The following is a 25,640-nucleotide window of genomic DNA, read 5'->3' as shown; positions in this document are numbered from 1 at the left end:
CATTTTATGTCGGAGAGGTTAAAATCATACTCAACTTGGAGTCAAAGCTTCCTTTGACAAATGTATCACGTCATTTTCCGTGAACTGATCCAATATATGATCGTGACAAGTAAAAAATAAAATTTGCCGCTTATTCGACACTTGTATTAAGAGTTCAAGCATCCGTTTTGTCCTATTCGCATCAAAGTTAACAAAACTGTCATCAATGATAAGGGGAAAAGGGTCTTCGGCAAAAGTATGATTGGCAAGTGCTAGCCTTAAGGACACGTATATCTGCTCTGCAGTTCCACGGCTAACTTCCTCAGCCTTGAAATTCAATCCATCGCTCCGCTCTAAGCTTAAACCTTCACCATTTTGCTCAAGAATGATTTTCCGATAGCCTCCATTTGTTAAAAATGCTAAATGTTGTTCCGCTTCAGCAATGACCTTCGGAAGCCGTTCCCTTTTATATCGGTCTAAGGTTTTATTTAATAAACTTTTAGCCAGTGCCAATTTTGCCCATTCCTTTGCTTCCTCGTTAAAAGCAGCTTTTGCTTCATAGAATCGATGCAGCAACTCATCATAAACACCCGTCGCCTCTAACTGTTTGATCTTATATTTCGAATCTGCTAGATTTTCCATCACTAATGTCTTTTCCTTAACTAAATCTTTTCGTTTTTGTTCAAGATCTTCAACTGAATAGACACTGATTCCTTGTTCAGAAAATGCTTGAATTTGTTCTGGCTGGATATCCGCTTGGCTCAACTGAATATCAAGCAACTCCAATTGTTTTTGTAGCACGGTCCTTTCTTCGTCTAAAAGGGCCTTTTCACGATAGGCCTTTTCATCATCAACCTTAGCCAACGTGAAAAGCTTGCCCATCTCCTCGTCAAGATAGGCTTTTTCCCCCTTAAGTCTTTCTGTTTCACTCATTAAATGGTTCAGTTCCTGTTTCCATTGGGTATACTTTACTGTTTGTTCCGTCATTCGGTTGACTTCTTCCTTCAATATATTAATGGCTTCGCGCCATGTAGATGGATCTTTGCCAACCTGTAAGGCGAACTGAGATAATGCATCGGATTTAGCTTCATATTCAGCATATAGGAGACGATGGAGCTCCACCTTTTCCTGCTTTCTTTCTATCGCTTCCTTCCATTTCAACAGTTCTTCAAAGACCGTTTCGAGATTGATACCCACTCCGGGATGAGGGAATCCCCAGGCCGTCATGATCGTGTTCACCGTTTCATGCAATCGTGCCTGTCTCTCTTCCCAAGCAGCGTACTCCTTGATCGTTGATTCGAAGGCTTCTTCCCGTTCTTCATATTTAGACATTTCATGCTCCAACTGCCTTAGATGGTCATTATCTTGCTTAAGGAGCTGCCCTATCGACGCTTCTCCCAGGCCATGATCCGGTTTATCCATCGTTTCCAACGCTGCCCGTTTCCTTTTCACTTCTTCAAGTTGCTCCGACTGTCTCACCAATATACCTTCGCCTTTTAAGAGAAAGCGGGAAACTGTCAATATAATGGCAGTGCTCAGTAAGAACATGCCACCAAGATTCTGCCCCTTGATAAAACTCACTATCGCAATTACACATATGAGGGCTATCAATCCGCCAGATAATAACCGGAAACGCTTATGTTGACCTTCACGTTTCTTCTGTAAGTGTAATTGACCCGCAAGCTCTGAAATTTGCTCATCAAGAAGCTGCCTTTTCCCTTCGACAAAGGTGGAGTCATGTTGGTTATTAACGATGGCTTCTAGCTCTTTTCTTTTATCCCTATTCATTATCCTTGCCTTTATTTCTTTGATTCGTGCTTCAGTCGTTTCCAAATTCCCTTTTTGCTGTCTGTATCTTTCATCGAGCAGATTTTCATCCATGTGCAAACGAAGCTTTTCCCTTTCCGCCCTCTTTATTTTCTCTTTCATGAACGTACTGGTATCAAGATTTTGGATTTCTTCCTCAGTGGCATCCCAAAATAACTCCTGCCCCAGCTTTTCAATTTTTTTCACTTCTACAAGCGTTTCATGCTCTGCTTTCCTTATTTCCATTTCTAGCTTATCTAGCAATGCCCCTTGTTCCATGGCATATTCAATCTTTTCTTTATGTTCCCTAATGAACGACCCACTTTGATGTTCCGCAAGATGTTGACCTATTCTCTCCACTTTCTCATTCAAGGCCATCAGTTGCGCATTGGTAGGAATTTCAACTGCCTGTAACCGCTCAAGCCTTTTTACACCATCGACAGGAAAAGTCGTGTCCTCGATGTCATTCAGCCTTGCTTCCATTTCTCTACGGTCCTCAAGTAACGGTTTGATGCGCAAAAAGGAATGGTATTCTACCAGACATTTTTCCATCTCTTGAATATGGTCCATAAAATCGGCTAGTTGGCTTTTTAGCTTGATTTCATCCTCGCACAAAGTGGTGTAGGTCTGTTGTTCCATTTCGGCTTCTTTAAGTTGTTTCTGCAATTCCTTAAGTTCTTTTATTTTCACATTTAATAGTGGCTTCTGTCCCGAAGGTTTGAATCGGAAATCCAGCTCCTTTTGCAGCTTCGTTTCAGCCTCCAGTAGCTTATCATTTCCAATCATTCCAGCCGAAAGCAGATATTTACTCATGGTCCCTTCGCTTAGGCCGTGCAGTTCCTGTAGCCCTTGAAGGTCGAAAGAAAAAATGGACTGGTAATAATTTTTGTCAATGCCCTGAAGAATTTCATTAAGGTCTTCTTCCCCCCCGGTCCTCCCATCTTTGAATGTGACCGTTACATCCCCTGCTGCCTTCCCTTTCACCCGTTCAATGATGATTTCTCCTTCTTTTTTTGTGACAAGCGTGAGTCTCCCACCATATTTAGCATGCAGTTTAGGTTCATAGCGGCGACCATTTTGAACCTTTGTCGGGAAGCCAAATAAAAGGCTGTGGATGAAAGACATGATCGTCGATTTTCCTGACTCATTTTCCCCAAAGAAGATTTGCAGCTGCTCCATTTCTGGAAACCGCTGATTTTCCAGTTTTCCATAGCCATAAATATGGAGGTCTTTAATTTTCATTTGTACCCCTCCTTAAAATTGACATTATGATTCAAAGACCTGCAAAAGCCATCTTTCCGCTTCTTTTAAGAGCTCTTGCTTCTCTTCCTTCTCCAAATCCTCAAGAAATCTCCTTGCTCCAGCCTGTTTATAAAGTGGCGCTAAGACTGTTTCCATTTCTGCAAAATCAGCTGCGAGGTTGAAAATTTCGTTTATGAAAGGCGTTAACCTTTTACTCTCTTTACGTAAGGAATGGGGATTGAGAGTGATCTTATATAGCCAAACAAATGGTGGCCCCTGCTCCTCTTCCTGTAAAATCCGGGTCAAATCATCAAGCATGTCATGTCTGAAATCTAAGCAAGCCCCAACATCCAATTTGATGTCCAAAAGATAACTTCTACCACTGAAGCGCTTTTGCCGGATTACTTCCTTGATCTGTTGATATAGAGCATCAAACCCGGCATCTTCAGTGACTTGCAATGTTTCACTTCCCCATATCACACCAGATGTTTCGATAAAAGTATGATGTTTCGCTACTCCATCCATTTCAACCAAAACACAGCCCTTTACACCGGACTCCTTCCGATTCCGCCCTTGTATATTTCCTGGGTAAATAACAAGTGGATGTTCCGAAGCGACCTGGCGTTTATGTATGTGCCCTAAAGCCCAGTAATCAAAGTCCTTTGCCACAAGCTCCTTCAATGAAAAGGGCGCATAGTCGCTATGTTCCGAATTTCCTTCTAAATTTCCATGAAGAAGACCGATATGATAATCGGCGGCCCCTGATTTTCGATACGCCCCAATCATCCGTTCCGTTACATGACGCCGTGGATAACTGAATCCGTATAAATGGACGGTTGTTCCATCCTTCTTCTCATACATTTTCATTTCCATTTCGGCAGAAAAAACATGGACATTTTCAGGTAGGTCGACGGTGATCCATGAACCGCTGAGGTGATCATGGTTCCCATGAATGATAAATGCGGGTATCTCGTGTTGCAAAAGCCTTTCCATTTCACTTCGAAAGCGGACCTGTGTCCGAAGATTACGATTTTCCCCATCATATAAATCACCTGATATCAGTATAAAGTCGACATGATGAGAGATGGCTTGATCGACGATTTTTTGAAAAGACTTGAACGGACTGTCCCTTATTTCGCTTATTATAGAGGCAGGCAAATCCTTCAAACCTGAAAAAGGGCTGTCCAAATGAAGATCTGCCGCATGAATGAACGTAACCTTACTCACCGTACCACCTCACTCTTTAACATATTTTTACTTTTATCTTACCATAAACAGAACATACTTTCTCATCCATATTACAGATTGGCTCCATTCAATTAGTTTAAGTGAACACAGTATGGACAAATTCATACATAAAAAGACCGAATGGCCGGCACTTTTTAAGTACACTGCATTCGGTCTCTACTAATTATTTGAAAATATCCATGCTTAAGTACCGCTCACCATTGTCTGGTGCAATGCACAGTACCCGTTTTCCTTTTCCAAGACGGCGTGCTTCCTGAAGTGCAGCCCAGACAGATGCACCACCTGAAGGCCCGATTAAAATACCTTCCTTCGCAGCCATATCTTTCATCGTCGAAATCGCATGTTCATCAGAGGCTTGAACGATTTCATCAAAGACATCCGTATTTAAAATGCTTGGCACAAAACCTGGGCTCGTTCCAACCAGCTTATGCGGTCCAGGTTGCCCTCCTGAAAGAACAGGTGAGCCTTGAGGCTCGACGACAACGACCTTTAAATCAGGCAGCTCCTCTTTCAATGCTTCACCGGTTCCTGTAATGGTCCCGCCTGTACCGGCAGTTGCGACAAATACATCCAGCTTGCGGTCCATCTGTTCCAATATCTCGACCGCTGTCGTCACCCTGTGTATATCCGGATTGGCTTTGTTTTCGAATTGTTGCGGGATAAAGCTATTAGTAATTTCCGCTGCCAGCTCCTTCGCTTTACGAATGGCTCCCGGCATCCGTTCTGACGCCGGAGTGAGGACCACTTCCGCGCCATAGGCTTTCAGAATATTGATTCTTTCTTTTGACATATTATCCGGCATGACCATGATTGCACGGTAGCCTTTCGCAGCAGCATTCATTGCCAGCCCGATTCCTGTATTTCCTGAAGTCGGCTCAATGATCGTTGCCCCCGGTTGGATAAGTCCGTCCAGCTCAGCCTGGCGGATCAAGTTAAAGGCTGCCCGGTCTTTCACACTGCGGCTCGGATTGAAATATTCAAGTTTAACATAAACATCCGCATCGCCTTCCATTGTTAGACGGTTAATTTTAACGACGGGTGTATCCCCGATTAATTCCGTGACATTATGTACGATTTTTACAGTCATTTCTCATAAAACTCCTTTCAACACATTCACTTTATTCTTTTACTTGCGCCTTCATCATTATATCATTTATGGATTTTTGTTTAGTAAAGGAAAACCCTATGGATCTAATTGCTTAAAATTAAGAAAATTACATAGATAGATACATTTAGGATATCTAATAAGCAAGGTTACACCCCTTTTATATAATAATAGTCAAAATTGACATAAAATGATAAAATTTTCATTAATCGTATCTTCACATGAAAAAGAGAAATCGCACGGTCAATGAAGAGAAAAGGGGAGTTTGAAATGAGTAAAATCTACAAATTAACTGTATTTGAACCTTCAGGAGAAAAGCTTTTGGACGAGGCATTCACGGCTGAAAATGATCATCAAGCCAAAGAAATCGGTCAGAAACTCCTGATTGAAAAAAATTATCAAGATCAAACGCATCGCTGCACATCACCTGCAGGAGCACTTTTGCTTTTTCATCGTTAAAAGGATTATTGGAAGCGCTTTTTTACATCTATTATTTATTCTCGAATTTGAAAAGGAACAGAAAGACCGTCATTTCTTCATGACGGTCTTTCTGTGTTCATTTACCGATGAAAACTGGTTTTCTTTTCTCCACAAACGCCAGTATTCCTTCTTTGTGATCCTCTGTTTGACGCATTTTCATTTGTGCGGCTTTTTCAATTTCAAGCATTTTTATTAACAAGGGACGATTATTTTCGCTGAGAATCTTTTTGGTTTTAATCATCGCTTGTACCGGACTTTTCAGCCAGGTCTGTACTTTTTTCTCGACTGCCTGTTCCAAAGAGCCTTCCACAACTTCATGGATGAGACCTTTTTCCTTAGCCTCTTGAGCAGTAAGGACCTTTCCTTCCCAAATCAATTCTTTCGCTCCCACTTCGCCAAGGCGGCGTTCAAGGAAGAAATGCCCTCCACCATCTGGAATCAAACCAATGCCAATGAAGTTCATCGCAACCTTACTTTCAGAGTCTGCAATGAGATAATCCGTCGCTAGCGCAATGCTCAATCCAAGACCCGCTACTGCACCGTGAATCTCACTGATGGTCAATTTAGGCATGAAATACAAGGTCGTGACCAATTCACTTATTCCATCCATCAGGTTATCAAAGGCATTTTCTTCATTAGAGCCGAGCATCATCTTAATGTCTCCACCTGAAGAGAATGCTTTTCCATTCCCTTTTAAAATGACGACGTCGATGCCTTCTTTCTCGCTAACGTCTTTCAGAGCATTAATAAAATCGCTTAGCATCTCAGGATTGATTGCATTCATGGACTCCGGACGATTCAAGGTGACCGTCGCCGTTCTCCCCGTGCTTGTGACTAAAACTGTACCTGTAGATGAAGATGACTCAATATTCAATCTTTTTTCCTCCTCTTTCATTCACTTATTTTTTAGATATTTATCTGTAAGCTCATCACGAAGTGCCCTTTTCAAAAACTTCCCTACACCCGTTTTTGGGATCTCATCCATAAAGATAATTTCATCTGGTAGCCACCACTTAGCAAACTGTGGTTTTAAAAATTCCAGGATCTCCTCCTGCGTCACTTGTCCCTCGTATCCCTCTTTTAAGACGACACAAGCTATAGGCCGTTCCTGCCATTTTTCGTGTGGCATGGCAATGACGGCCGCCTCGAAAATCCCTTCATGGGCCATTAATGTATTTTCTATATCAACCGAGGAAATCCATTCGCCTCCACTTTTGATTAGGTCCTTCGTCCGGTCGACAATTTTGACAAACCCTTCTTCATCGATAGTGACGACATCACCGGTATAGAGCCAGCCATCTTTGAACGTTTCCTCTGATCGTTCATCCTTAAAATACTCATCGGCAATCCAAGGCCCTCTTATGAGTAATTCCCCCATCTCTTTTCCATCGGGCTTCACTTCACCATCTTGGCCGATGACTTTGATTTCGATCATTGGTGCGACAAGCCCCTGTTTGGCCTTGAGGTCATATAGCTCTTCCTCAGGCAGGTCTTCCTGGTAACTTTTCGGTTTTGCAACGAATACGAGGGGGCTCGTTTCAGTCATTCCATAGGCATGAAGAAATGGTATGTTCCACTTTTTTTCGAAGGTCCTGATCATGCTTTTCGGAGCAGCCGAACCACCGCATAAAATGGCGCGCATACTGCTCGTATCATGATCGCCTGCTTCAAGCTCCTTCAGCAGACCAAGCCAGATTGTCGGAACGCCAGCCGCAATGGTCACCTTTTGCGTTTCGATGAGCTCCGCCAAAATCTTCGGTGTGAAGCTCGGTCCTGGCAAGACCATCTTCGTTCCGAACCAAACACTTGCAAACGGCATTCCCCACGCATTCACATGGAACATTGGCACAACGGGAAGTGCTATATCCCGTTCACTTATCGCTGTGGAATCAGCCAGGCCCAGTGCAATCGCATGCAGTAAAATTCCACGATGAGAGTAAACAACACCTTTTGGGTTTCCTGTTGTCGCAGATGTGTAACATAAACCGGCAGGAGCATTTTCATCCAAATCCTGAATGAAGGGCTGTGCAGGATTTCCTTCAGCCAATAATGTCTCATAATGGTAGACGGGTGACAGTGTGGTTTCGGGAAGTTCTTCTTTATCCGTCATGATGATATACCCTTCAACCGTTGTGAGCTCATCTTTAATGGCTTCCAATAATGGAATAACATCTGGATCTATAAGTAATAGGCGATCTTCCGCACTATTGACGATATAAGAAATATGCTGAGGAGATAAGCGCATATTGATTGTATGCAGGACTGCTCCATGACAAGGAATGGCAAAATAGGCTTCCAAGTGCCGGTGATGATTCCAGGCCAATGTCCCAATTCGGTCACCTGTCTTGATGCCCATTTTTTCAAAAGCGCTAGCTAGCCTGCGTGTACGCTGTGCAGTCTCAGCATACGTAAATGTATGGATTCCTCCATCCGTGCGGGAAACCACTTCTTTTTTCGGAAAATACTTTTCAGCTCTCTCAATGATTTGCGTCATAATCAATGGAGTGTCCATCATAACAATCTCCTCCTTATATAGAAACCGCTTCCAATTATATATTCGACCATAAAAAAAATTATCCTTTCCATTCCTTCATGATTTTACATTTTATTTTATAAATCGACTTCTATTTTGGTTTTTTTTACAAAAATAGAGGTAAAGTATAGGTAAATTATATTTAGAGGAGCTTATCAATGGTAAACAATCTTAATGAGGAACTCGACGCTTCCTGTACGAGTGAATATTCCACCCTTTCGCAGGTTATTGTCTGTGAACCAAGATATATGGAGATACGAGAAATCATCAACGAAACTCAAAAAGAATTCAAAGAGGAAAACATAGATCGGATCCTGGCCATGAAACAACACATGAATTTTGTAAAGGCTCTTGAGCATGAAGGGATAGAAGTCATCAAACTACCGCCCCAATCTAGCTACCCAGAACAAGTCTTTACAAGGGACATCGGTTTTACCCTTGGGAATACCGTATATGTAGCCGAAATGGCCACAGATATCCGTCAAGGTGAAGAATTTCTACTGAAAGTTTGGCTCGAAGCAAATGCCATTCCTTTTTACGATTTATGTAAGGGTCAAATCGAGGGCGGAGATGTTATAATCGACGGGAAAACCATCTATATCGGAGTCGGTGATAGAACAGATGAAGAGTCTATACACCATCTTCAAACCTTATTGCCTGAATACGAGATTATTCCGATTCATTTCGTTGAAAAGTTTCTCCACTTGGATTGCATTTTCAATGTTATATCGCCAACTGAAGCGCTCGTATTCCCTGATGCCCTTACCAAGAAGGATCTAGACTTTTTAGGTTCACGCTATGAACTGATAGAAGTGGACAGAGAAGAACAATTCACGATGGGCACGAATGTACTATCCATCGGAAATAAGAAGTTGTTCAGTCTTCCTTTCAATAAAAAGATCAATCATCAGCTTCGTGAACGAGGATATGAAGTGATTGAAGTCGATATAAGCGAAATCATCAAATCAGGTGGTTCTTTCCGGTGCTGTACGATGCCACTTGTTCGGATTAAACATAACTAAGATCTTAATATAAGCCCATACAAAAACCGAGTATGCCTCAATGGCAAACTCGGTTTATTTTGCGTTACGGACAGAACGGATTACAAAGAAGGCGATGGAGCCTAAAATCAAAATCAGTAAAATAGGCAGTTCTGCCCTTCCAAGACCTCCTTCATATCCCATCGCAACATGTACCGATTCCCAACTCGTATACAGAAGAATAAGGATAATCTCCACCTTTAAAAACAAACTCATCATTCGAGCATTTTTGTATTGAAAGACTGCATTTTTTTCTGTGATTTCAATCGGATAATTAAAAAGGTGCGGGACTCTCTCCATAATCGTCAAGCCAAACCATAGAAAAAGACTGATCGTAGGTAATAGCCAAATGACCACTCTTCCTCCCCACCCGTCGACTTCACCTTTCCCATTAAAGTGAATCGGAACTTGTTCAGGCAACGTGTTCCACACACTGATTAAATAAATGAAGTTGATGATGATCAAGAGAAGCGACACGATGTCCATCATCTTTTCAGCACCCGTTTTGGGCAGATGTAAAACTGGCTGAACTTTTTTCATATTATCCTCCCCTATTTCGCAAAGTAGGATTGATTAGTGCAGTAAGTCCAAGATGACCGCGGAATCCTCTTCGTTTAATTGCACATACTTGTTCTGATCGTCTTTCGTAACTTCCAACGTACTTTCACCTGCATTCACCCATACGAAGTAAACAGGGATTCTATCCCCCAAGTTGCGATCATTGAAGTAGAAGATGAAATCCGCTTTCGGATCGTCTTCCTTCATGGGGTTTTCTTTCCACTCTGCGTTCCCCAAAATCTCTTTCGGCTTTTCCGTACTTTTCATTTTTATATTTTCTTTATAGGCTTCAAATCTATATGTTTCTTTATCTATTCGTTTTTGAATCGAAATACGCTCTTCCGTATCGGAACAACCCGAAACAAATGTTAATGATACTAGGCAAAGTGCAAATAACGATAATCTCCACTTCATTGCCTCCACCTCCTGCAATGAGCAAAATACTTTCCAATATATTCATTATACTAGTTTACCTGTGAAGAATAATAGGATTATTCAGAATAAAAAGTAAAAACTCCCAAGCTGATCGCCTGAAAGTTTCCGACTTAAATATTCTTGTTCAAATGATCAACCAAACCAAATCGAAAATAACTGTTCATTTACACCAAGGTTATACATATAATAAATGCCGAAAACCGTGCTGACTACACCTGTCATACGAATGAGAGCGTGATTCACTTTCTTAGAAGAAGCGCTTGTGACAAAGGGAATGCTCAATATAGTCGTAAACAAGAGCATCCCTAAACAGGTCCCCACTCCAAAAATGATGATATATAGAGCGCCCTGCCAAGCAAAATCTATTGTACTCATCGTAAGAAGCACCATGGCGGCACTTCCGGCAAGGCCATGGACGACCCCGATGAACATCGATTTCAGATAGGTGCTTCTTTCCGATTGACCATGTTTATGAGCTTTCTTCCAGGAAAAAATCGTGGTCATCCCTAAATACACCAACATGATTCCCACAAGAAATTCGAGTGACATGGCCCACGCTTCCGGGATTTCATCTTTCAATAGGATGAGAACGATACCGAAAACCAGGAGCGTCAGCGTATGACCGATTCCCCAAAAAACCCCGGCGAGCGATGATTTCCAGATTTTTTTGCTTTGACTAGCAATGGTCGAAACAGCGATAACATGATCGGGTTCAAGAGCATGCTTGATGCCCAAGACAAACCCAACCCCTAAAACCAGCAATAAACTCATCTCCATAACACTCAATCCCGTCTTTTTTAATATTAATATTTACGGTAGAAAACCACCTCTTTCTGCAATACACGACTTCGCAGAAGATTCTCGCAAACAGCAAATACCTTCTCGATTAACTGAGTATGATTCGCCAATACCCTTACCATCAGTCCTCGTGTCGGCAGTCTCGAAAAACCGATCCTTGTCTGTTGCCCTAAAACAGATAGCGCTTCTTCTAATTCCGTTATAATTCCATCGCTAAGCTCATCATGAATGAACAATAACGAACCGAAATGGCTGTATCCTTCCATTAACAAAATAGATTCCAACTGATCGGATGGCTGCAATAATAAATGGTCCATGATCAGCCTTTTTCCATCATAAAACACATTCATTTTCGAGCGGATCCAGTCGTATGTAAAATCCTTTCTGCTCTCGGACCATCCAGGTGTGAAGATATCTGTAAGCAGCACCCCTGCGCCCTTATCCATATGTATGGTCGTATCTTGAATATATTGTGCACCTTCATAGGCAATTAACGGATCCTGAACATAGGTGAGGAAGCTGCCCTTCCTTAATATCATTTCCGTCTCCTGCCTTGCCGGTTTGCCCGTTGTCTTATACACCTTTGTTGCAGACTGGGTCGTCAATGTCAACTGAGCCCCTTCTTCTAAACAAAAGTGCTGTTGGTAACAGTCACCGCCGACATACCCGCCTCCGACATGAATGAGGAAATAGGTGGGTGAAGTTCCGTCCAGAAAAACGGGACGGGACAGTTTGAATGCCCCCTCATGATAGCTGTCCTTCACAATCGTACGCCCCTTCTTCAGTACGGAGGTTAAGCGGATGCTGCCGGTCCAGTTCATTGCTCTAATCCTATAAGAAAGGCCTCAGATTTAATCCAGTTCACAACATCCGCTAATCCTTTTTCATCTTTTAAATTTGTAAAAAAGAAGGGTTTATTTCCTCGTGTCGCCAATGTATCTCTCTCCATCACTTCAAGACTCGCTCCAACATAAGGAGCCAAATCTGTTTTATTAATGATGAACAAATCCGATTTAATCATCCCCTGCCCCCCTTTTCGTGGGATCTTCTCCCCTTGGGCCACATCAATGATATAAATGGAAAAATCCACAAGTTCCGGACTGAAGGTGGCTGCCAGGTTGTCACCACCGCTTTCGACAAAAATTAAATCAAGATCGGGATGTAGGTCCTCCAATTCATCAATCGCGGCGAAGTTCATCGAAGCATCTTCCCTGATGGCCGTATGCGGACAGCCACCCGTTTCCACCCCGATGATCCGATCTTCGGGCAACACACCATTTTTCATTAAAAACAGAGCATCTTCCTTCGTATAAATATCATTCGTGACGACGGCCATGCTGAAATCATTCGCCATCGCTCGTGTCAATTTTTCAACAAGCATCGTTTTTCCGGCCCCGACCGGGCCACCTACACCAATTTTAATAACCTGCTTCATCTATAGTCGGTTCCCCTCTTAATTAAGAGAAAACCGGTCACCCCTTTCCATTTAGCTCATAAATAACCTTACATGTAATTGTTCATGCCTCATTTGTGCGATTTCCAATCCCGGCAACGTACGTCCAAGTTCGTCCTCTGGCAATTCTTTCACTAACACCACTGCCGATTGAATGACGCCATGTGTCCATAGCAAGATCGATTGTCCAGCCGTCTGTCCTAACGGGACTCCCCTGACGGCATTTTGTATGAGAGAAGAAACGGATGCATACAGGCAAGCTGTAATTGCCATGTCCAAGGAAATGCCGAGCCCCGTACTAACCATTGCAAAGACGATGGCCGGATGACCATAGCATTCCTTTTCCTTTATTTTCATTAAATAAGCAGACAGCGTTTCCGATGGGTAAAGAGTCATGCAAAGCTTTGCCATCTGCTGACCTATCCGCTTTGAAGCTTCCCTTGACTCTTTGGCAGAACAACTCGCAAATAACTTTTCATCGAGATCCCAAATCCCTTCCAGATCTTGATCTTGAATGAGATTATATGCGATGCGGCAGCCAAGGCCATCTGTATAGGATAGGGACTTCAAAATGTACACCTTTAAAAATTCCTTGAATGATTGTGCATCATGGATTTTCTCTTCCTGTATATAGGTCTCCATCCCAAACGAATGGGAGAATGAACCGGAGGGGAAATTCGAATCACAAAGCTGGATGAGCGGAAACAACCGTTCATTCATGTGAATGGCCGATGTGACGGAATGCCTGTTTTACCTTTCTTTTTTCACGGCGAAAGGGAATGCCTTGCTGAGCGAGCAATTCTTCCACCAGATAATCATATTGGACTAGCATTTCATCTCCTTCAAATTGTGCCGGCAAGTGGCGATTACCCAATTGATGTGCGATATTGCCCATCTGCTCAATGGATGTAGGCACGATCGTTAAGATATCATCATCGATTGTCTGAATCACAATCATGTTCTTCTCATCCATATACAAAATGTCGCCGTCCACTAAATCTTTATGATGCTTGAGACGGATTCCGATTTCATTGCCATGATCCGTTTTCACCCGTTGAATTCTCTTTCTTAACGCATCGCTTTCGAGAAAAACCCGCTCCATATGTTTTGGTTTATTTTCAATAGTTTCAACATTTCCTACTACCTTTTCGACAATCATGCCATTCACCTCAGAATAAAAAGTATCGTTGAGCCATTGGCAGAACTTCTGCCGGCTCACATGTAATTAAATCACCGTCGACCGTCACTTCATATGTTTGTGGATCCACTTCGATCTCGGGTGTTTCACTGTTTAACTTCATATCTTTTTTTGTAAGATTGCGAATATTAGAGACGGTCTTTACGATTTTTTTCAATCCAAGTTCCTTGTGGATTCCCGCCTCATACGCTACTTTGGACAAGAATGTAATCGACGTACTCGAAACGGCTTGGCCAAAGCTGGCAAACATCGGGCGATATAAAACCGGCTGGGGTGTTGGAATGGAAGCATTGGGGTCTCCCATAATGCTGTGGGCGATCATGCCCCCTTTTAAGATCAAATCCGGTTTCACCCCAAAAAAGGCTGGATCCCAGACAACCAGATCGGCGAATTTCCCTACTTCCAGTGATCCGACAACATCTGAGATTCCATGGGTGATGGCCGGATTAATCGTATACTTGGCGACATAACGCTTTACACGGAAATTATCGCCTTCCCCTTTCTCCTCCACCATCTTTCCCCGTTGTTTTTTCATTTTATCCGCCGTCTGCCATGTCCGCATGACCACTTCACCCACCCGGCCCATGGCTTGTGAATCCGAACTGATCATGCTGAAGACGCCTAAATCATGGAGGATATCTTCCGCAGCGATCGTTTCTTTTCTTATTCGGGAATCGGCAAAGGCGATGTCTTCCGGGACGGATGGATCCAGATGATGGCATACCATCAGCATGTCTAAGTGTTCTTCCAATGTATTGATTGTGTAAGGACGTGTTGGATTGGTCGACGAAGGTAAGATATTCAGATAACTGGCCACCTTAATAATATCCGGGGCATGTCCGCCACCCGCTCCCTCGGTATGGTAGGTATGTATGACACGTCCCTTGATGGCTGCAATCGTATCCTCGACAAAGCCCCCTTCATTAAGGGTATCAGAATGGATGGCAACCTGGACGTCATATTCATCCGCCACCGTTAAGCTTGAATCGATTGCCGCTGCCGTCGTTCCCCAATCCTCGTGCAATTTCAGCCCGATGGCCCCTGCCTTTATTTGTTCCACAAGGGGTTCTTCTGCCGAGGCATTCCCTTTTCCTAAAAACCCAAGATTCATCGGGAAATGTTCGGCCGCTTCAAGCATTTTATGGATATTCCAGGATCCAGGTGTACACGTCGTGGCATTCGTTCCGGTTGCAGGTCCCGTACCTCCGCCAATCATCGTCGTGATCCCACTTGATAATGCAGTCTCTATTTGCTGAGGCGCAATGAAATGGATATGTGCATCAATTCCTCCAGCCGTCACGATTTTCCCTTCGGCTGCAATGATTTCAGTCGCCGCCCCAATCGTCATCGTCACCCCATCCATCAAGAGTGAATTCCCTGCCTTACCGATTGCCGCAATGTACCCATCCTTCACACCGATATCCGCTTTGTAGATGCCCGTGTAATCGACAATGATTGCATTCGTGAAAACAAGATCCATGACAGCTTCCCCAACAGCGGTTGGGTGTTGCCCCATCCCATCACGTATGACCTTCCCTCCGCCGAACTTCACTTCATCTCCGTATTTAGTAAAATCTTTTTCTATTTCAATGAAAAGTTCCGTATCTGCCAATCTTACTAAATCCCCGGTCGTAGGACCGAACATGTCGCTATATTGCTTCCGTGACATTTCATGACTCATCTTTCACCCTCCACATCGAGCGGTCCGTTCGTTCGATTACTTAATCCGTACACTTCCCTTTTACCGCTAAAAGGGATCAGTTCTACTTCCTTTTCATCCCCTGGCTCAAAGCGGACCGCCGTTCCTGCAGGAATGTTCAGCCGTTTTCCATAAGTATCCTCACGAGAAAACTCCAATCCATCATTCACTTCATAAAAATGAAAATGTGAGCCAACCTGAATTGGACGGTCTCCGCGATTGATGACGGATATGCTCGTCACAGGCTTCCCTTCGTTACAGACAATCGGATCCTTTTTCAGGATATATTCACCTGGAATCATGCAACAACCTCCCTCACTGAATCGGATTATGTACCGTTACAAGCTTCGTACCATCCGGAAACGTCGCTTCCACTTGTATATCGTGGATCATATCCGGAATCCCCTCCATTACATCTTCGCTGGAAAGGATCATCCTGCCAAATTGCATAAGCTCCGCTACAGACTTTCCATCACGTGCCCCTTCCATGATTTCATACGTGATTAAGGCAATGGACTCCGGATAATTCAATTTCAATCCTCTCTCTCTTCTCCTTCTTGCTAAATCTGCTGCAACCACGACCAGTAATTTCTCCTGTTCTCTCGCCGTTAAACGCATGACCTCTCTCCTTCTTTCATCCACACTGCAAGATATCGTTATGAATTTCATTTGTTCGGCTTATCATACTTCAATGAAACTTAGATATATAACACAACTACGTAAGTTTTTATTACATAATTCTAATTATACTTAATTTTCTGTTAATTTCAATAATAAAAGGAAATAAACTTGAAGATCCCTTCACTTTTAACATCTCACTTATCTTGGAGAATTCCAACAATACTTGTTATACTTTAATGCAGAATAAGAAATCACAAACCGATATGAGGAGGATGAAAAATGAGTTATATAAAAAATCAATTGAAGATGACACGGAGCAGTTTAATAAAAGAAATCGATGAGTTATCTCCAGAATTCATGGACATTCAGCCAACAGGATTCAACAACACGATTCACTGGCACCTGGGACATGTACTTTGTGTAGCGGACAAGTTTTTATTCGGCAAAAGCAGTAACTTACCGGAAAACTACGGACAGCTATTCGGATATGGTTCAAAACCGTCAGATTGGACAGGGAACGTTCCTTCCACTGAAACATTGAAACAGCAGTTACAGGAGCAACTTGATCGGATTCTTGAAATTCCAGAAGAAACGTATAAAGATAAAGTAGAAACTCCATTCATGGGCATGGAAACAGTGGAGGACTTCATTAGCACTGTAGTCTTGCACGAAACCAATCACATCGGACAAATTCATGCCATGAAACTTCTCATTCAATCATCTAATTGATTACTAATAAAACCTGACACGCCAAAACGGAGTGGCAGGTTTTTTTACGAGTCATAAGGAACACTCCATTCCCATCTCCCAAATTCTCTACCATCCACACTTAGGTCTTTTTCACCAAGAGACTTATTATCTTTCCTTCCTGGCACAGATTTACATAAAAAAGAGCGCCTACTGTGATACCTACATATTTCTCTTTCATACTTTGCTGCTACCCCCTTAACACAAAAGGACAAAACCAGACATCAGTACTAACTCGAATCATTTTTAGTCCTATAAAAAAGGGTAAAAAAGGGTTGAAAAATGTAACATTTACCATTATAATAGTAAAATTGTTGTAACATTTAAACTAATATGGATAATTCTGTTCTTTTGTGATTATCCTATTCTACTCAACCCTCAATCATTCTAATATAGGCGAACTCCTATTAGACACGGACTTTTCCAACATAAAACAAGATTCACAGATAAAAAACTTAATAAGGTAGGTGATCCTAATGTGTGGATTTGTTGGTTGTATGCATCATGAACCTAAAAAGTCAGAGATGGTAAAATTCAAGGAAATGAACACTCTTATAACACATAGAGGACCAGATGATGAAGGATATTATGCGGATGACTATATTAATTTTGGATTTAGAAGACTCAGTATCATTGATATAGAAAGCGGGCATCAACCTCTATCTTTTGAAAATGACCGTTATTGGATTATCTTTAATGGTGAAATCTATAACTATATTGAATTACGAAAAGAATTATTACAAAAAGGGTATGAATTCGCTACCGAATCCGACACCGAAGTTATCATCGCCTTATACAGTGATCAAAAGGAACGCATGGTAGATCAGTTAAGAGGCATGTTTGCCTTTGTCATATGGGATAAAATTGAGCAAACTTTGTTTGGGGCAAGAGACCAGTTCGGCATTAAGCCATTCTTTTACTCGGAACAAGAAGAATTGACTTATTTTGCATCAGAAAAGAAGAGCATCCTTCTAGCGATGGAAGGGAAAATAGACTCTGACTCTTTACAGCATTACCTTAGCTTCCAATACGTTCCAGAACCAGATACAATGACAAACGGAATCAAAAAACTGGCACCCGGCCATTACTTCACGAGTAAACCAGGAAGTAAATTGAACATCGTACGATATTGGTCTCCCACTTTCAAACCGATGAATCTATCTGAAACACAACTTACTAAAGAAATACGTGATGTTTTAATAGATTCAGTGAATGTGCATATGCGAAGTGATGTACCAGTTGGATCGTTCCTTTCCGGAGGCATAGATTCTTCCATTATCGTTTCCATCGCAAAAGAGATCAATCCTCAATTAAAGACGTTCTCCGTCGGTTTTGAACGAGATGGATTCAGTGAAGTGGACGTGGCGAAAGAAACGGCCCATGCTCTTAATTTAGAGAATATCAGTTATATCATTTCTCCTGAGGAATATCTTGCAGAACTTCCTAAAATCATTTGGCACATGGACGACCCATTGGCAGATCCGGCAGCCATTCCATTATATTTTGTGGCCCGCGAAGCTAGAAAACATGTAAAAGTGGTATTATCCGGCGAAGGGGCGGACGAGCTTTTCGGTGGATATAATATCTATAGGGAGCCTCAATCGCTGAAAATGTTTAACTCTATCCCAAACCCGATCAAATATCTATTGAAAATGATGAGCAGGATCTTACCTGATGGGGTGAAGGGGAAAAACTTCATCGAACGTGGTGTCACTCCTTTACAAGAGAGATATATCGGCAATGCGAAGATGTTTGAAGAAAGTGAAAAGAAGTCATTGCTGACAGACTACAAGTCTAACTTAGAATATTCGACCATAACCGGACCTTTCTACAATCAATCCAAATCGTATGATGCCGTTACAAAAATGCAGCATTTAGATATCCTTACATGGTTACAGGGAGATATTCTGTTGAAGGCTGACAAGATGACGATGGCCAACTCCCTTGAATTGAGGGTTCCTTTCTTGGATAAAGAAGTTTTCAAGGTAGCGGCAAAAATCCAAACAGATCAAAAGATCAAAAATAATACGACTAAATATATACTCCGGAAGGCAGCCGAGGGAATCGTCCCGGATCATGTACTGAATCGAAAGAAATTAGGCTTCCCCGTTCCCATTCGACATTGGTTGAAGGATGAAATGTATGATTGGGCCAACAATTTAATACGGACTAGCCCGACTGATTACCTTTTAAATAAAAAAGCGGTTTTTGACTTATTGCAGGAACATGTCTCTGGCAAAAAGGATAATAGCAGAAAGTTATGGACCATCTTAGTCTTTATGATCTGGCACCAAATCTATATAGAATATGCCTATGATTTCAATCATATAGAGGAAAAACAAGAAACAAAAAGACAGGCGGTACTTACTTAATGGTTTAACCATCACTTGTCTTCCATCCATATCCCTATCAAGCTTCCAAAGCCTTGATAGGGATATTTTCTTTTATATGATAAATGATAATGAAGTCGGGCTTTCCTCGGTACAAAGCGTTTGCCGGAATTCCACTTCCCGCTTAAGAACGGCTTGATTATATTTATAAATAGATTATCATTAGGAAGACTAACTTATATCACAGGCTATCATTCGTACCATTGTCATGTGCGGTGGACGTTTTGATTGCGACAACTAGAAGGAGCTACTATCATGAACCCATTACAAAAACGTTTTTCACTCATCAGAGGTAAATTTTTCGAAAGAGCCATCGACCGGATTACCCCTGAATTGACAAGTATCCAACCCGAGGGATTTAACAATAACATTCACTGGCACCTTGGACATACATTGTTCGTAACGGAAAAATTCTTGCTTGATCATCCGGCAGCAGGAAACTTGCCGGCCAATTACGCTGAATTCTTTGCCCAAGGTACGAGCCCTGCAGACTGGACAGATGCCGTTCCCCCTGTTGAAGTATTGATTGAGCAATTTAAAGAACAGCTGGATCGTCTCCTTGCCATTCCGGAAGAACGATTGACCGAAAAACTTGAAAAACCCTTCAAAGGTTTTGAAACATATGGAGAAATGGTGAACCTTGCCCTATTCCACGAAACATACCATATGGGGCAGATCCATGCGATGTTGCGTGTGATCCATGCAGCGAAATGATACGAACGAAGCCCTCGCTCATCCAAGCGGGGGCTTCTCCCTTTTCAAGTCAATTGATCGTTAATAAAATTACTATACGCTTGTTCCGCAGCGGCCTCCGATGAAAATAATGCATCATCGTCTTCAATCGTATGAAAAGTATCGTTCAAGAATAATGCGACTGCATTAGGGTCTTTCGGATGCTGGACAACTTCTGCCGCCCTTACATTCGAAACCGTGGGGACGTGCGGATTATTATAAATCACAAATACTTCATCGCCAACTTGCACTTCTTTCGCATTGATAACGTCCATTACATTCTTCCTTTCCATTGGGGATTTGCTTAGTTTATGGATAATGTCCGAAATTATTTATGGGACAGAAAAACCTGACCATTGAAACAAAAAAAAGACCCTTCATATGAAGGGTGCTGCATACTATTTGAGCATATTCATCTTTTGTAAAAAATCGATTGGATGTTGCTTACGGAAGAACTCCCTTAGCATATAGGCAATCCCGTCATCATCGTTGGAGCGAGTCACCCACTTCGCCGCTTTTTTGACTTCAGGGTCTGCATTTCCCATCGCTACACCTAAGCCTGCCCCAGCAATCATCTCTATATCATCCATTCCGTCTCCAATCGTTACGATTTCTGTCCGTTTCACCCCTAAATGATCCGCTAAATATAAAACGCCACTCCATTTCGAGACACCTCTAGGGACAATCGTTAGCCTATGGCCGGGGTGCATGAACACTTCAACTTCCGGAAACATATCCTTTACCAGCTTTTGCATTTCCACTTGATCTGCCTGCTCCGTAAAGATGATATCAATCTTTGTAGGAGCCATGGGATGGTCCATAAGTTCTTCACTTATGTCATCCACAAAGTTTTGGGCATAAATATTCTGATCATTCATATACATGACCGTTTTACCGAGTAAGTTTTCCGGGAGATTAAATCGATTGCCAAGTGAGTACTTTTCATGATGGAGCATGATTTGTGAATTGGTCTTTTCTAGCATTTGCACGAGTTCCACAGTCAGTTCTTCTGACATTCGTTTTACCATGATGGGCTTCTCAATGGATGCTCCGACAAAAGCCCCCTGTTGGGCAACGATCATGGGATTTATTTTTAGGGCTTTGGCCACTTTTTTGGCTGAATGATAATTCCTTGACGTTACAAGCGCAACATGGACACCCTTATGGTGCACATATTCAATGGCCTCTTTAGTCGATTTATTTAAACGGCCATTGGACTGAAGCAATGTTCCCTCAATGTTAACCGCTAATAAACGATATACCATGCTGATCTCCCCCATCTGTAGTATCCTCTTTTTAAATTTATGACTTTAATTTAAAGAGTAGAACTTGATCAGCTTGTCTTCGTTTACACCCAGTGCATCTTTGTTATCAAAAAAAACTCCTCGCCATAGGCAAAGGAGTTTTACTTGTTATCATTATTGTTCAGCTGGACCGTATAAATCTTCTAACGGCTTCATGATGATTTTGTTAAGGTCGGCAATGACCATGCTCATCCGTTGTTCGGCTTCCATCAATTGAGAAATGGTTGGGTTTTGTTGAACAAGCTGCACAGTTTTTTGAGCTTGCTCCACTTCTTCAGGAGCGATTTCCTGTCCCGTCATTTGTTTTTGTTGCAATGTCATTTGCAGGTTACGAAAGTTTTCGAACATTCCTTTCGTAGCTGGATCTGAATTGACCAAATCATATAAACGTTGCAAGTCCGCATATTCATTACTAGCCCGAATTGCCTTTTCCATTTCATATGCTGCATCATAAACGTTACTCATAAATTTTTCCCCTCCCGGTAATCATTGTATTCCTACACCTTTTCCACTATAACAAATCCCTTTGCTAATTACACGTCATCCTAATAAAACGGTCACAAAACCTTGGAATAAACCGATGATCCCGCCAAGCAAGGCACCCAGATAGGTGATCATCGATAATTCCTTCTTAGTGATGGAGACCACCATTTCCTCCAATCGTGACACGGAAAAGGAAGAAACCTGTTCTTCCACAATACCATCCAAATGTAGTTTTTGAAAAAGGGGCTGGAAATGGACGATTAAATAGTCAGCGGCTTTTTCAACAAAAATCGGTACGCCTTTGTTTACAATGGTATCGGCAAAATTAGCCGTCAATTCACGAACCGGTTTTTCCATGATAGAACCAACCGGAATCCATTCGCCTGTTTTTTCTTTAATCAACGTACCGATTGTTTCTTTTCCAATTAATCCTTCTACTTTTTCAATATCCCATTTTTCCAGGTTTTTCAATTCTCTCTCCAACATGACCGATAATAAGTCGACGGTCCGTGATTGGTCAAAGAACTTGATGATTTCTGGCTGAATCTTATCGATCAACTTTTCATTTCCGATAAACATCTGAATCAGGTTGATCATTTTTCCCCGTTCCTTGAAAAAATCATCAAGCATTTCTTCTAAACGTCCCTTGCCTTCTGTACTGTTAAAATACTCTTTCCCCTTTGTTACGATATATTGCGAAATATCCGGTATGGATTTCACCGCTTTTTGCTGGATGTTCAAAGGGATGATCTCTTGTAAACTCTTTTTACGATTTTCAAGCAGCCATGTTTCGTATTTGCCAAGGACAAACGTCTGTAACCGCTGTTCCAACGTTAAGGACGAATTCTTCATCCCCAATTGTTCCAATAGTTGCGCCGTACTTTTTTCCGTGGACAATGCCTTCTTTACTTCTGACTGAGCGAAAATCTTCATATTCTTTATAGAGGCATCATTGATGACCTTACTTTGGATGCTCTCTGGCGTGATTAAATGTTCGACAACCAATTTCCCTAATTGCTTTGCTAACTCATCCTGCCGCTTTGGAATTAAACCCGGTGTTAACGGCACCTGCTTTCCAAAAATAAAAATGGGCTTATAGGGTCTGAACAGCATCCGGATTGCCAATAAATTGGTGAACCCTCCAATCACAGCACCCACAACGACCATAAACAGTATTTTTACCCAAAACTCATCCATGATGATTTCTCCTTTTATTGCTTGAAATAGGGGCGAAATGACACGTTCCATTTTAAAAAACATAGAATGTGATATCCACTTTTGCCCATCATTTAATTATAAAAGGATATCAAACTTAGTGCAAACGGGGAATTATTATGACCTTGAAATATCAACAAGTTTTTATTAAGGTAAACTCCGCTGCTACAAGAAAGAAAGCACTGTTGTTTGTCGAAGAGAAACTATTTCAGGAATGGGGCCTTCATTACGGAGAACCGCTTTCGCTTATTGCCGGACGACGTTCTGTACCGGTACTTGTCCAACCATTCACCTCAACGGATCCGACTATAAAAATCTCCCATGATATGAATCAATTTTTATCTCTGCCTTCCTTTTCGGATCCGGTTTCGATTTCCTTTGATACGAGGGAGAGAACACTACAACTTGGGCCTTTCCTTGCTGTCCTCATTAACCAGGTCCCTCAGCAGACGGGCACATTTGGTGAAATGGAAAAGTTTTATCAGGAAATGGAAACCTACTGTCATCAAAAAGGTTTCCCATTCTTTTTGGCAAAACCACAGCCTCTGGCAGAAGGGACCCTTACAGGGTATTGGCCAGGGAAAAATGGTTGGGAGTCCCTCCCTCTTCCCATTCCCAATGTATTTTACAATCGAATCCATTCCAGAAAGTTGGAAGGGACACCTGTATTCGAAACTTTCCTGACAGAGTTGAAGTCCCTGGCCGTCCCCATGTTCAACGGTCGTTTCCTTTCGAAGCATGACGTACATGAACTCCTGCTTTCAGAATATGGCCTGCTTCCACATTTACCGGCTACCGAACTTTTTAATGAGCAGGAATCCTTCATGACATTTTTAGACCAGCATCCAGTAAGCTACTTAAAGCCCTCTACAGGCAGCCAAGGGAAGAATATCTGCAAACTGACCGAGTCATCGGGACGATGGATAATCGAGCATGCCGGAATTGGTCACGCTACCCATACTATAGAATCAAAAGAAAAATTATTCGTAGCCATGAAAAAGTTTTGTAGAAATCAAGCCTACATTCTTCAAAAGGGGATATCCTTGTTCGAAATCGATCAGAAAATAGTGGATTTCCGTATTTTGCTTCATAAAAACAGGGAGCATCAATGGAAAGTCACCTCCATGGTTGCACGGATTGGGGATCACGGTAATATCGTTTCCAACCTTGCTCAAGGAGGGGCCATGAAGAACGGATCGGACTTTTTAAAGGAAATATTCGATCACCAAGAGGCCGGTCGTTTATATCAGAGCCTAATACGACTAGCTAAAAAGACAGCATTTGCACTGGATGACAACCATCCGGAGTTATTCGGAGAACTGGGAATCGACTTGGCACTTGATATGGATAAACACCCTTGGGTGATTGAAGTGAATTCGAAGCCTTCGAAAAAATTTCAAGGCAACTATGAAACTTTTCGTCCATCTGTAAAGTCCATCATAGAATTCATGCTTGCGCTTAGTGAGTGAAGACCATCGATAAAAGGAGTTGCTGGAACGTGCTGATAGGGCTAATGTCCACGAAAGATACGCAAGAACATCAATATTTTACCGAACTGGCCAAGACGGCTAAATCACTCGATATGAATGTTTGTAAGTTCGTGCCGGAGAATGTTGACATCGAGTCGAAGAAAATCAAAGGCGAGCGTTTTGATGGAGAGAAAGAAATCTGGCGTGCGGCTTCATTCAATCTCCCTGATTTTGTATATGACCGCTGTTTCCATGGTTTATCACGTGAAAACAATGAAATACGCGAGAAAATAAATTGGTTAAAAGAAAACTCGAACTTCATTGGTTTGGGCCTTCCTGGTAAATGGGACGTTTATCAAACATTGAAAACCCATCCCCTGCTTCAGGCTTTTTTTCCGGAAACGGTGCGGGTGACGACATCCGACGAAATTATCGACCACTTGGAGCGCTTGGAAAAAATCATCATTAAGCCCGAGTTTGGTTCTGGCGGACTTGGCATTTACCTTCTTACCAAAACAAAGGAAGGTGCCACCACTGTTTCCACGACCAAAAAAGGGATGAAATACGACCGCCAATTCGAATCAAAATCACAACTGAAAAAATGGTTGCAACATCTTTTAACCCGCTATAGTTATTTGTGCCAGCCTTATTTAGAATTGAGCACCCAGAAAAATGAACCTTTTGATTTACGGATCCTGCTTCAAAAAAACGAAAAGAACCAATGGTTGGAACGGGGACGCGGAGTCCGTCTTGGGAAACCGGACCATATTACCTCCAACCTAACCACTGGCGGGGAGGCCCTCACACTTGAAGCCTTCACCAAAAAAAGCCCCGAGGCAATTCCCATAATCGTCGAACAAACGATTCAGCATATCCTTCGGACTCTCCCGGCGGAAACCGAAGCAGCTTTTCACAGGCTATTCGAACTTGGAGTGGACCTTGGCATCGATAAGAAAGGGCAAATTTGGATTTTGGATATCAACTCAAAGCCCGGTAGGAAAATCGTGCAAACACTTCAACCAGAGTCCATGAAAGAGATCTATCAAGCTCCATTCAGATATAGCAAATATCTAGCTGAACATCTTTTGAAAGCAGGTGAATAAAT

26 protein-coding genes are annotated in these 25,640 nt (G+C 42.2%); 7 read left to right on the top strand and 19 right to left on the bottom strand.

The genetic code is table 11. The features are described from left to right. Positions 1–30 precede the first annotated feature (30 nt). The 3 genes from ACIQXN_RS07515 to cysK all read right to left on the bottom strand — a co-directional run bounded on the left by ACIQXN_RS07515 (position 31) and on the right by cysK (position 5,362). Positions 31–3,027, bottom strand: a complete 2,997-nt coding sequence (locus ACIQXN_RS07515; RefSeq protein ID WP_402964070.1) for an ATP-binding protein — start codon at positions 3,025–3,027, stop codon at positions 31–33. Positions 3,028–3,051: 24 nt separating this feature from the next. Then, a complete protein-coding gene (locus ACIQXN_RS07510) occupies positions 3,052–4,254 on the bottom strand; it encodes a metallophosphoesterase family protein (RefSeq protein WP_402964067.1) in 1,203 nt (400 codons plus the stop codon). 184 nt (positions 4,255–4,438) lie between these two features. Then, positions 4,439–5,362 carry a cysteine synthase A gene (cysK, locus tag ACIQXN_RS07505; protein WP_402964064.1) on the bottom strand — a complete coding sequence of 308 codons (924 nt, stop codon included), beginning with the start codon at positions 5,360–5,362 and terminating at the stop codon, positions 4,439–4,441. A gap of 288 nt (positions 5,363–5,650) precedes the next feature. Here cysK and ACIQXN_RS07500 point away from each other — a divergent pair, with 288 nt between their 5' ends. Beyond that, complete coding sequence (locus ACIQXN_RS07500) at positions 5,651–5,839, top strand: YhzD family protein (protein WP_402964061.1); 189 nt, start codon at positions 5,651–5,653, stop codon at positions 5,837–5,839. 97 nt (positions 5,840–5,936) lie between these two features. On the opposite strand, the gene ACIQXN_RS07495 is transcribed toward ACIQXN_RS07500, so the two are convergent. After that, the gene (locus ACIQXN_RS07495; RefSeq protein WP_402964672.1) at positions 5,937–6,728 is read right to left on the bottom strand and encodes an enoyl-CoA hydratase; all 792 of its coding nucleotides are present in this window, start codon (positions 6,726–6,728) and stop codon (positions 5,937–5,939) included. Positions 6,729–6,755: 27 nt separating this feature from the next. Beyond that, entirely contained in the window at positions 6,756–8,375 is a 1,620-nt protein-coding gene (locus ACIQXN_RS07490; RefSeq protein ID WP_402964058.1) for a long-chain fatty acid--CoA ligase, read from the bottom strand. Positions 8,376–8,551: 176 nt separating this feature from the next. Between ACIQXN_RS07490 and ACIQXN_RS07485 the strand changes: the two genes are divergently transcribed. Further along, a complete protein-coding gene (locus ACIQXN_RS07485; RefSeq protein WP_402964055.1) occupies positions 8,552–9,415 on the top strand; it encodes a dimethylarginine dimethylaminohydrolase family protein in 864 nt (287 codons plus the stop codon). Between the two features lie 54 nt (positions 9,416–9,469). Here ACIQXN_RS07485 and ACIQXN_RS07480 read toward each other — a convergent pair whose 3' ends face one another. The 10 genes from ACIQXN_RS07480 to ACIQXN_RS07435 form a co-directional block, all read right to left on the bottom strand. Next, a complete protein-coding gene (locus tag ACIQXN_RS07480; RefSeq protein WP_402964052.1) occupies positions 9,470–9,973 on the bottom strand; it encodes a DUF1648 domain-containing protein in 504 nt (167 codons plus the stop codon). Positions 9,974–10,006: 33 nt separating this feature from the next. Beyond that, positions 10,007–10,405, bottom strand: a complete 399-nt coding sequence (locus ACIQXN_RS07475; RefSeq protein WP_402964049.1) for a hypothetical protein — start codon at positions 10,403–10,405, stop codon at positions 10,007–10,009. A 153-nt stretch (positions 10,406–10,558) separates the two neighbouring features. After that, a complete protein-coding gene (locus ACIQXN_RS07470) occupies positions 10,559–11,203 on the bottom strand; it encodes an urease accessory protein UreH domain-containing protein (protein ID WP_402964047.1) in 645 nt (214 codons plus the stop codon). Between the two features lie 26 nt (positions 11,204–11,229). After that, on the bottom strand, positions 11,230–12,045 hold the full coding sequence (locus tag ACIQXN_RS07465) for an urease accessory protein UreD (RefSeq protein WP_402964044.1): 816 nt from the start codon (positions 12,043–12,045) through the stop codon (positions 11,230–11,232). Next, positions 12,042–12,659, bottom strand: a complete 618-nt coding sequence (gene ureG / locus ACIQXN_RS07460) for an urease accessory protein UreG (RefSeq protein WP_402964041.1) — start codon at positions 12,657–12,659, stop codon at positions 12,042–12,044. Before ureG ends, ACIQXN_RS07465 begins: the two co-directional genes overlap by 4 nt. Before the next feature lie 51 nt (positions 12,660–12,710). Further along, positions 12,711–13,397, bottom strand: a complete 687-nt coding sequence (locus ACIQXN_RS07455) for an urease accessory protein UreF (protein WP_402964038.1) — start codon at positions 13,395–13,397, stop codon at positions 12,711–12,713. Further along, a complete protein-coding gene (ureE, locus tag ACIQXN_RS07450) occupies positions 13,390–13,836 on the bottom strand; it encodes an urease accessory protein UreE (protein ID WP_402964035.1) in 447 nt (148 codons plus the stop codon). The genes ACIQXN_RS07455 and ureE overlap by 8 nt, the downstream gene beginning before the upstream one ends. A gap of 10 nt (positions 13,837–13,846) precedes the next feature. Continuing rightward, entirely contained in the window at positions 13,847–15,556 is a 1,710-nt protein-coding gene (gene ureC / locus ACIQXN_RS07445) for an urease subunit alpha (RefSeq protein ID WP_402964032.1), read from the bottom strand. After that, complete coding sequence (locus ACIQXN_RS07440; RefSeq protein WP_402964029.1) at positions 15,553–15,876, bottom strand: urease subunit beta; 324 nt, start codon at positions 15,874–15,876, stop codon at positions 15,553–15,555. Before ACIQXN_RS07440 ends, ureC begins: the two co-directional genes overlap by 4 nt. A 13-nt stretch (positions 15,877–15,889) precedes the next feature. Continuing rightward, positions 15,890–16,192, bottom strand: coding sequence for an urease subunit gamma (locus tag ACIQXN_RS07435; protein ID WP_402964026.1), 303 nt, complete (start codon positions 16,190–16,192; stop codon positions 15,890–15,892). Positions 16,193–16,474: 282 nt separating this feature from the next. Between ACIQXN_RS07435 and ACIQXN_RS07430 the strand changes: the two genes are divergently transcribed. The 3 genes from ACIQXN_RS07430 to ACIQXN_RS07420 all read left to right on the top strand — a co-directional run bounded on the left by ACIQXN_RS07430 (position 16,475) and on the right by ACIQXN_RS07420 (position 20,046). Beyond that, on the top strand, positions 16,475–16,924 hold the full coding sequence (locus ACIQXN_RS07430; RefSeq protein ID WP_402964023.1) for a DinB family protein: 450 nt from the start codon (positions 16,475–16,477) through the stop codon (positions 16,922–16,924). A 494-nt stretch (positions 16,925–17,418) separates the two neighbouring features. Then, entirely contained in the window at positions 17,419–19,314 is a 1,896-nt protein-coding gene (asnB, locus tag ACIQXN_RS07425) for an asparagine synthase (glutamine-hydrolyzing) (RefSeq protein WP_402964020.1), read from the top strand. 273 nt (positions 19,315–19,587) lie between these two features. Further along, a complete protein-coding gene (locus ACIQXN_RS07420) occupies positions 19,588–20,046 on the top strand; it encodes a DinB family protein (protein ID WP_402964017.1) in 459 nt (152 codons plus the stop codon). Between the two features lie 44 nt (positions 20,047–20,090). On the opposite strand, the gene ACIQXN_RS07415 is transcribed toward ACIQXN_RS07420, so the two are convergent. From ACIQXN_RS07415 to ACIQXN_RS07400, 4 genes are all read right to left on the bottom strand, one after another. Then, positions 20,091–20,339 carry a transcriptional regulator SplA domain-containing protein gene (locus tag ACIQXN_RS07415; protein WP_402964014.1) on the bottom strand — a complete coding sequence of 83 codons (249 nt, stop codon included), beginning with the start codon at positions 20,337–20,339 and terminating at the stop codon, positions 20,091–20,093. A 123-nt stretch (positions 20,340–20,462) separates the two neighbouring features. Further along, positions 20,463–21,329, bottom strand: a complete 867-nt coding sequence (locus ACIQXN_RS07410) for a Cof-type HAD-IIB family hydrolase (RefSeq protein ID WP_402964011.1) — start codon at positions 21,327–21,329, stop codon at positions 20,463–20,465. A 153-nt stretch (positions 21,330–21,482) separates the two neighbouring features. Then, a complete protein-coding gene (locus ACIQXN_RS07405) occupies positions 21,483–21,833 on the bottom strand; it encodes a YlbF/YmcA family competence regulator (protein WP_402964008.1) in 351 nt (116 codons plus the stop codon). 75 nt (positions 21,834–21,908) lie between these two features. After that, positions 21,909–23,048, bottom strand: coding sequence for a DUF445 domain-containing protein (locus ACIQXN_RS07400; RefSeq protein ID WP_402964005.1), 1,140 nt, complete (start codon positions 23,046–23,048; stop codon positions 21,909–21,911). Positions 23,049–23,185: 137 nt separating this feature from the next. Between ACIQXN_RS07400 and ACIQXN_RS07395 the strand changes: the two genes are divergently transcribed. Next, positions 23,186–24,535, top strand: a complete 1,350-nt coding sequence (locus ACIQXN_RS07395; RefSeq protein WP_402964002.1) for a YheC/YheD family endospore coat-associated protein — start codon at positions 23,186–23,188, stop codon at positions 24,533–24,535. A 29-nt stretch (positions 24,536–24,564) separates the two neighbouring features. Next, positions 24,565–25,638 carry a YheC/YheD family endospore coat-associated protein gene (locus ACIQXN_RS07390; RefSeq protein WP_402963998.1) on the top strand — a complete coding sequence of 358 codons (1,074 nt, stop codon included), beginning with the start codon at positions 24,565–24,567 and terminating at the stop codon, positions 25,636–25,638. Positions 25,639–25,640 lie beyond the last annotated feature (2 nt).

This window comes from Peribacillus sp. NPDC097295 (assembly GCF_044761665.1).
Taxonomy (GTDB): domain Bacteria; phylum Bacillota; class Bacilli; order Bacillales; family DSM-1321; genus Peribacillus.
Note: the sequence above shows the minus strand (reverse complement) of the source record. Positions and strands in the feature narration are given on the sequence as shown.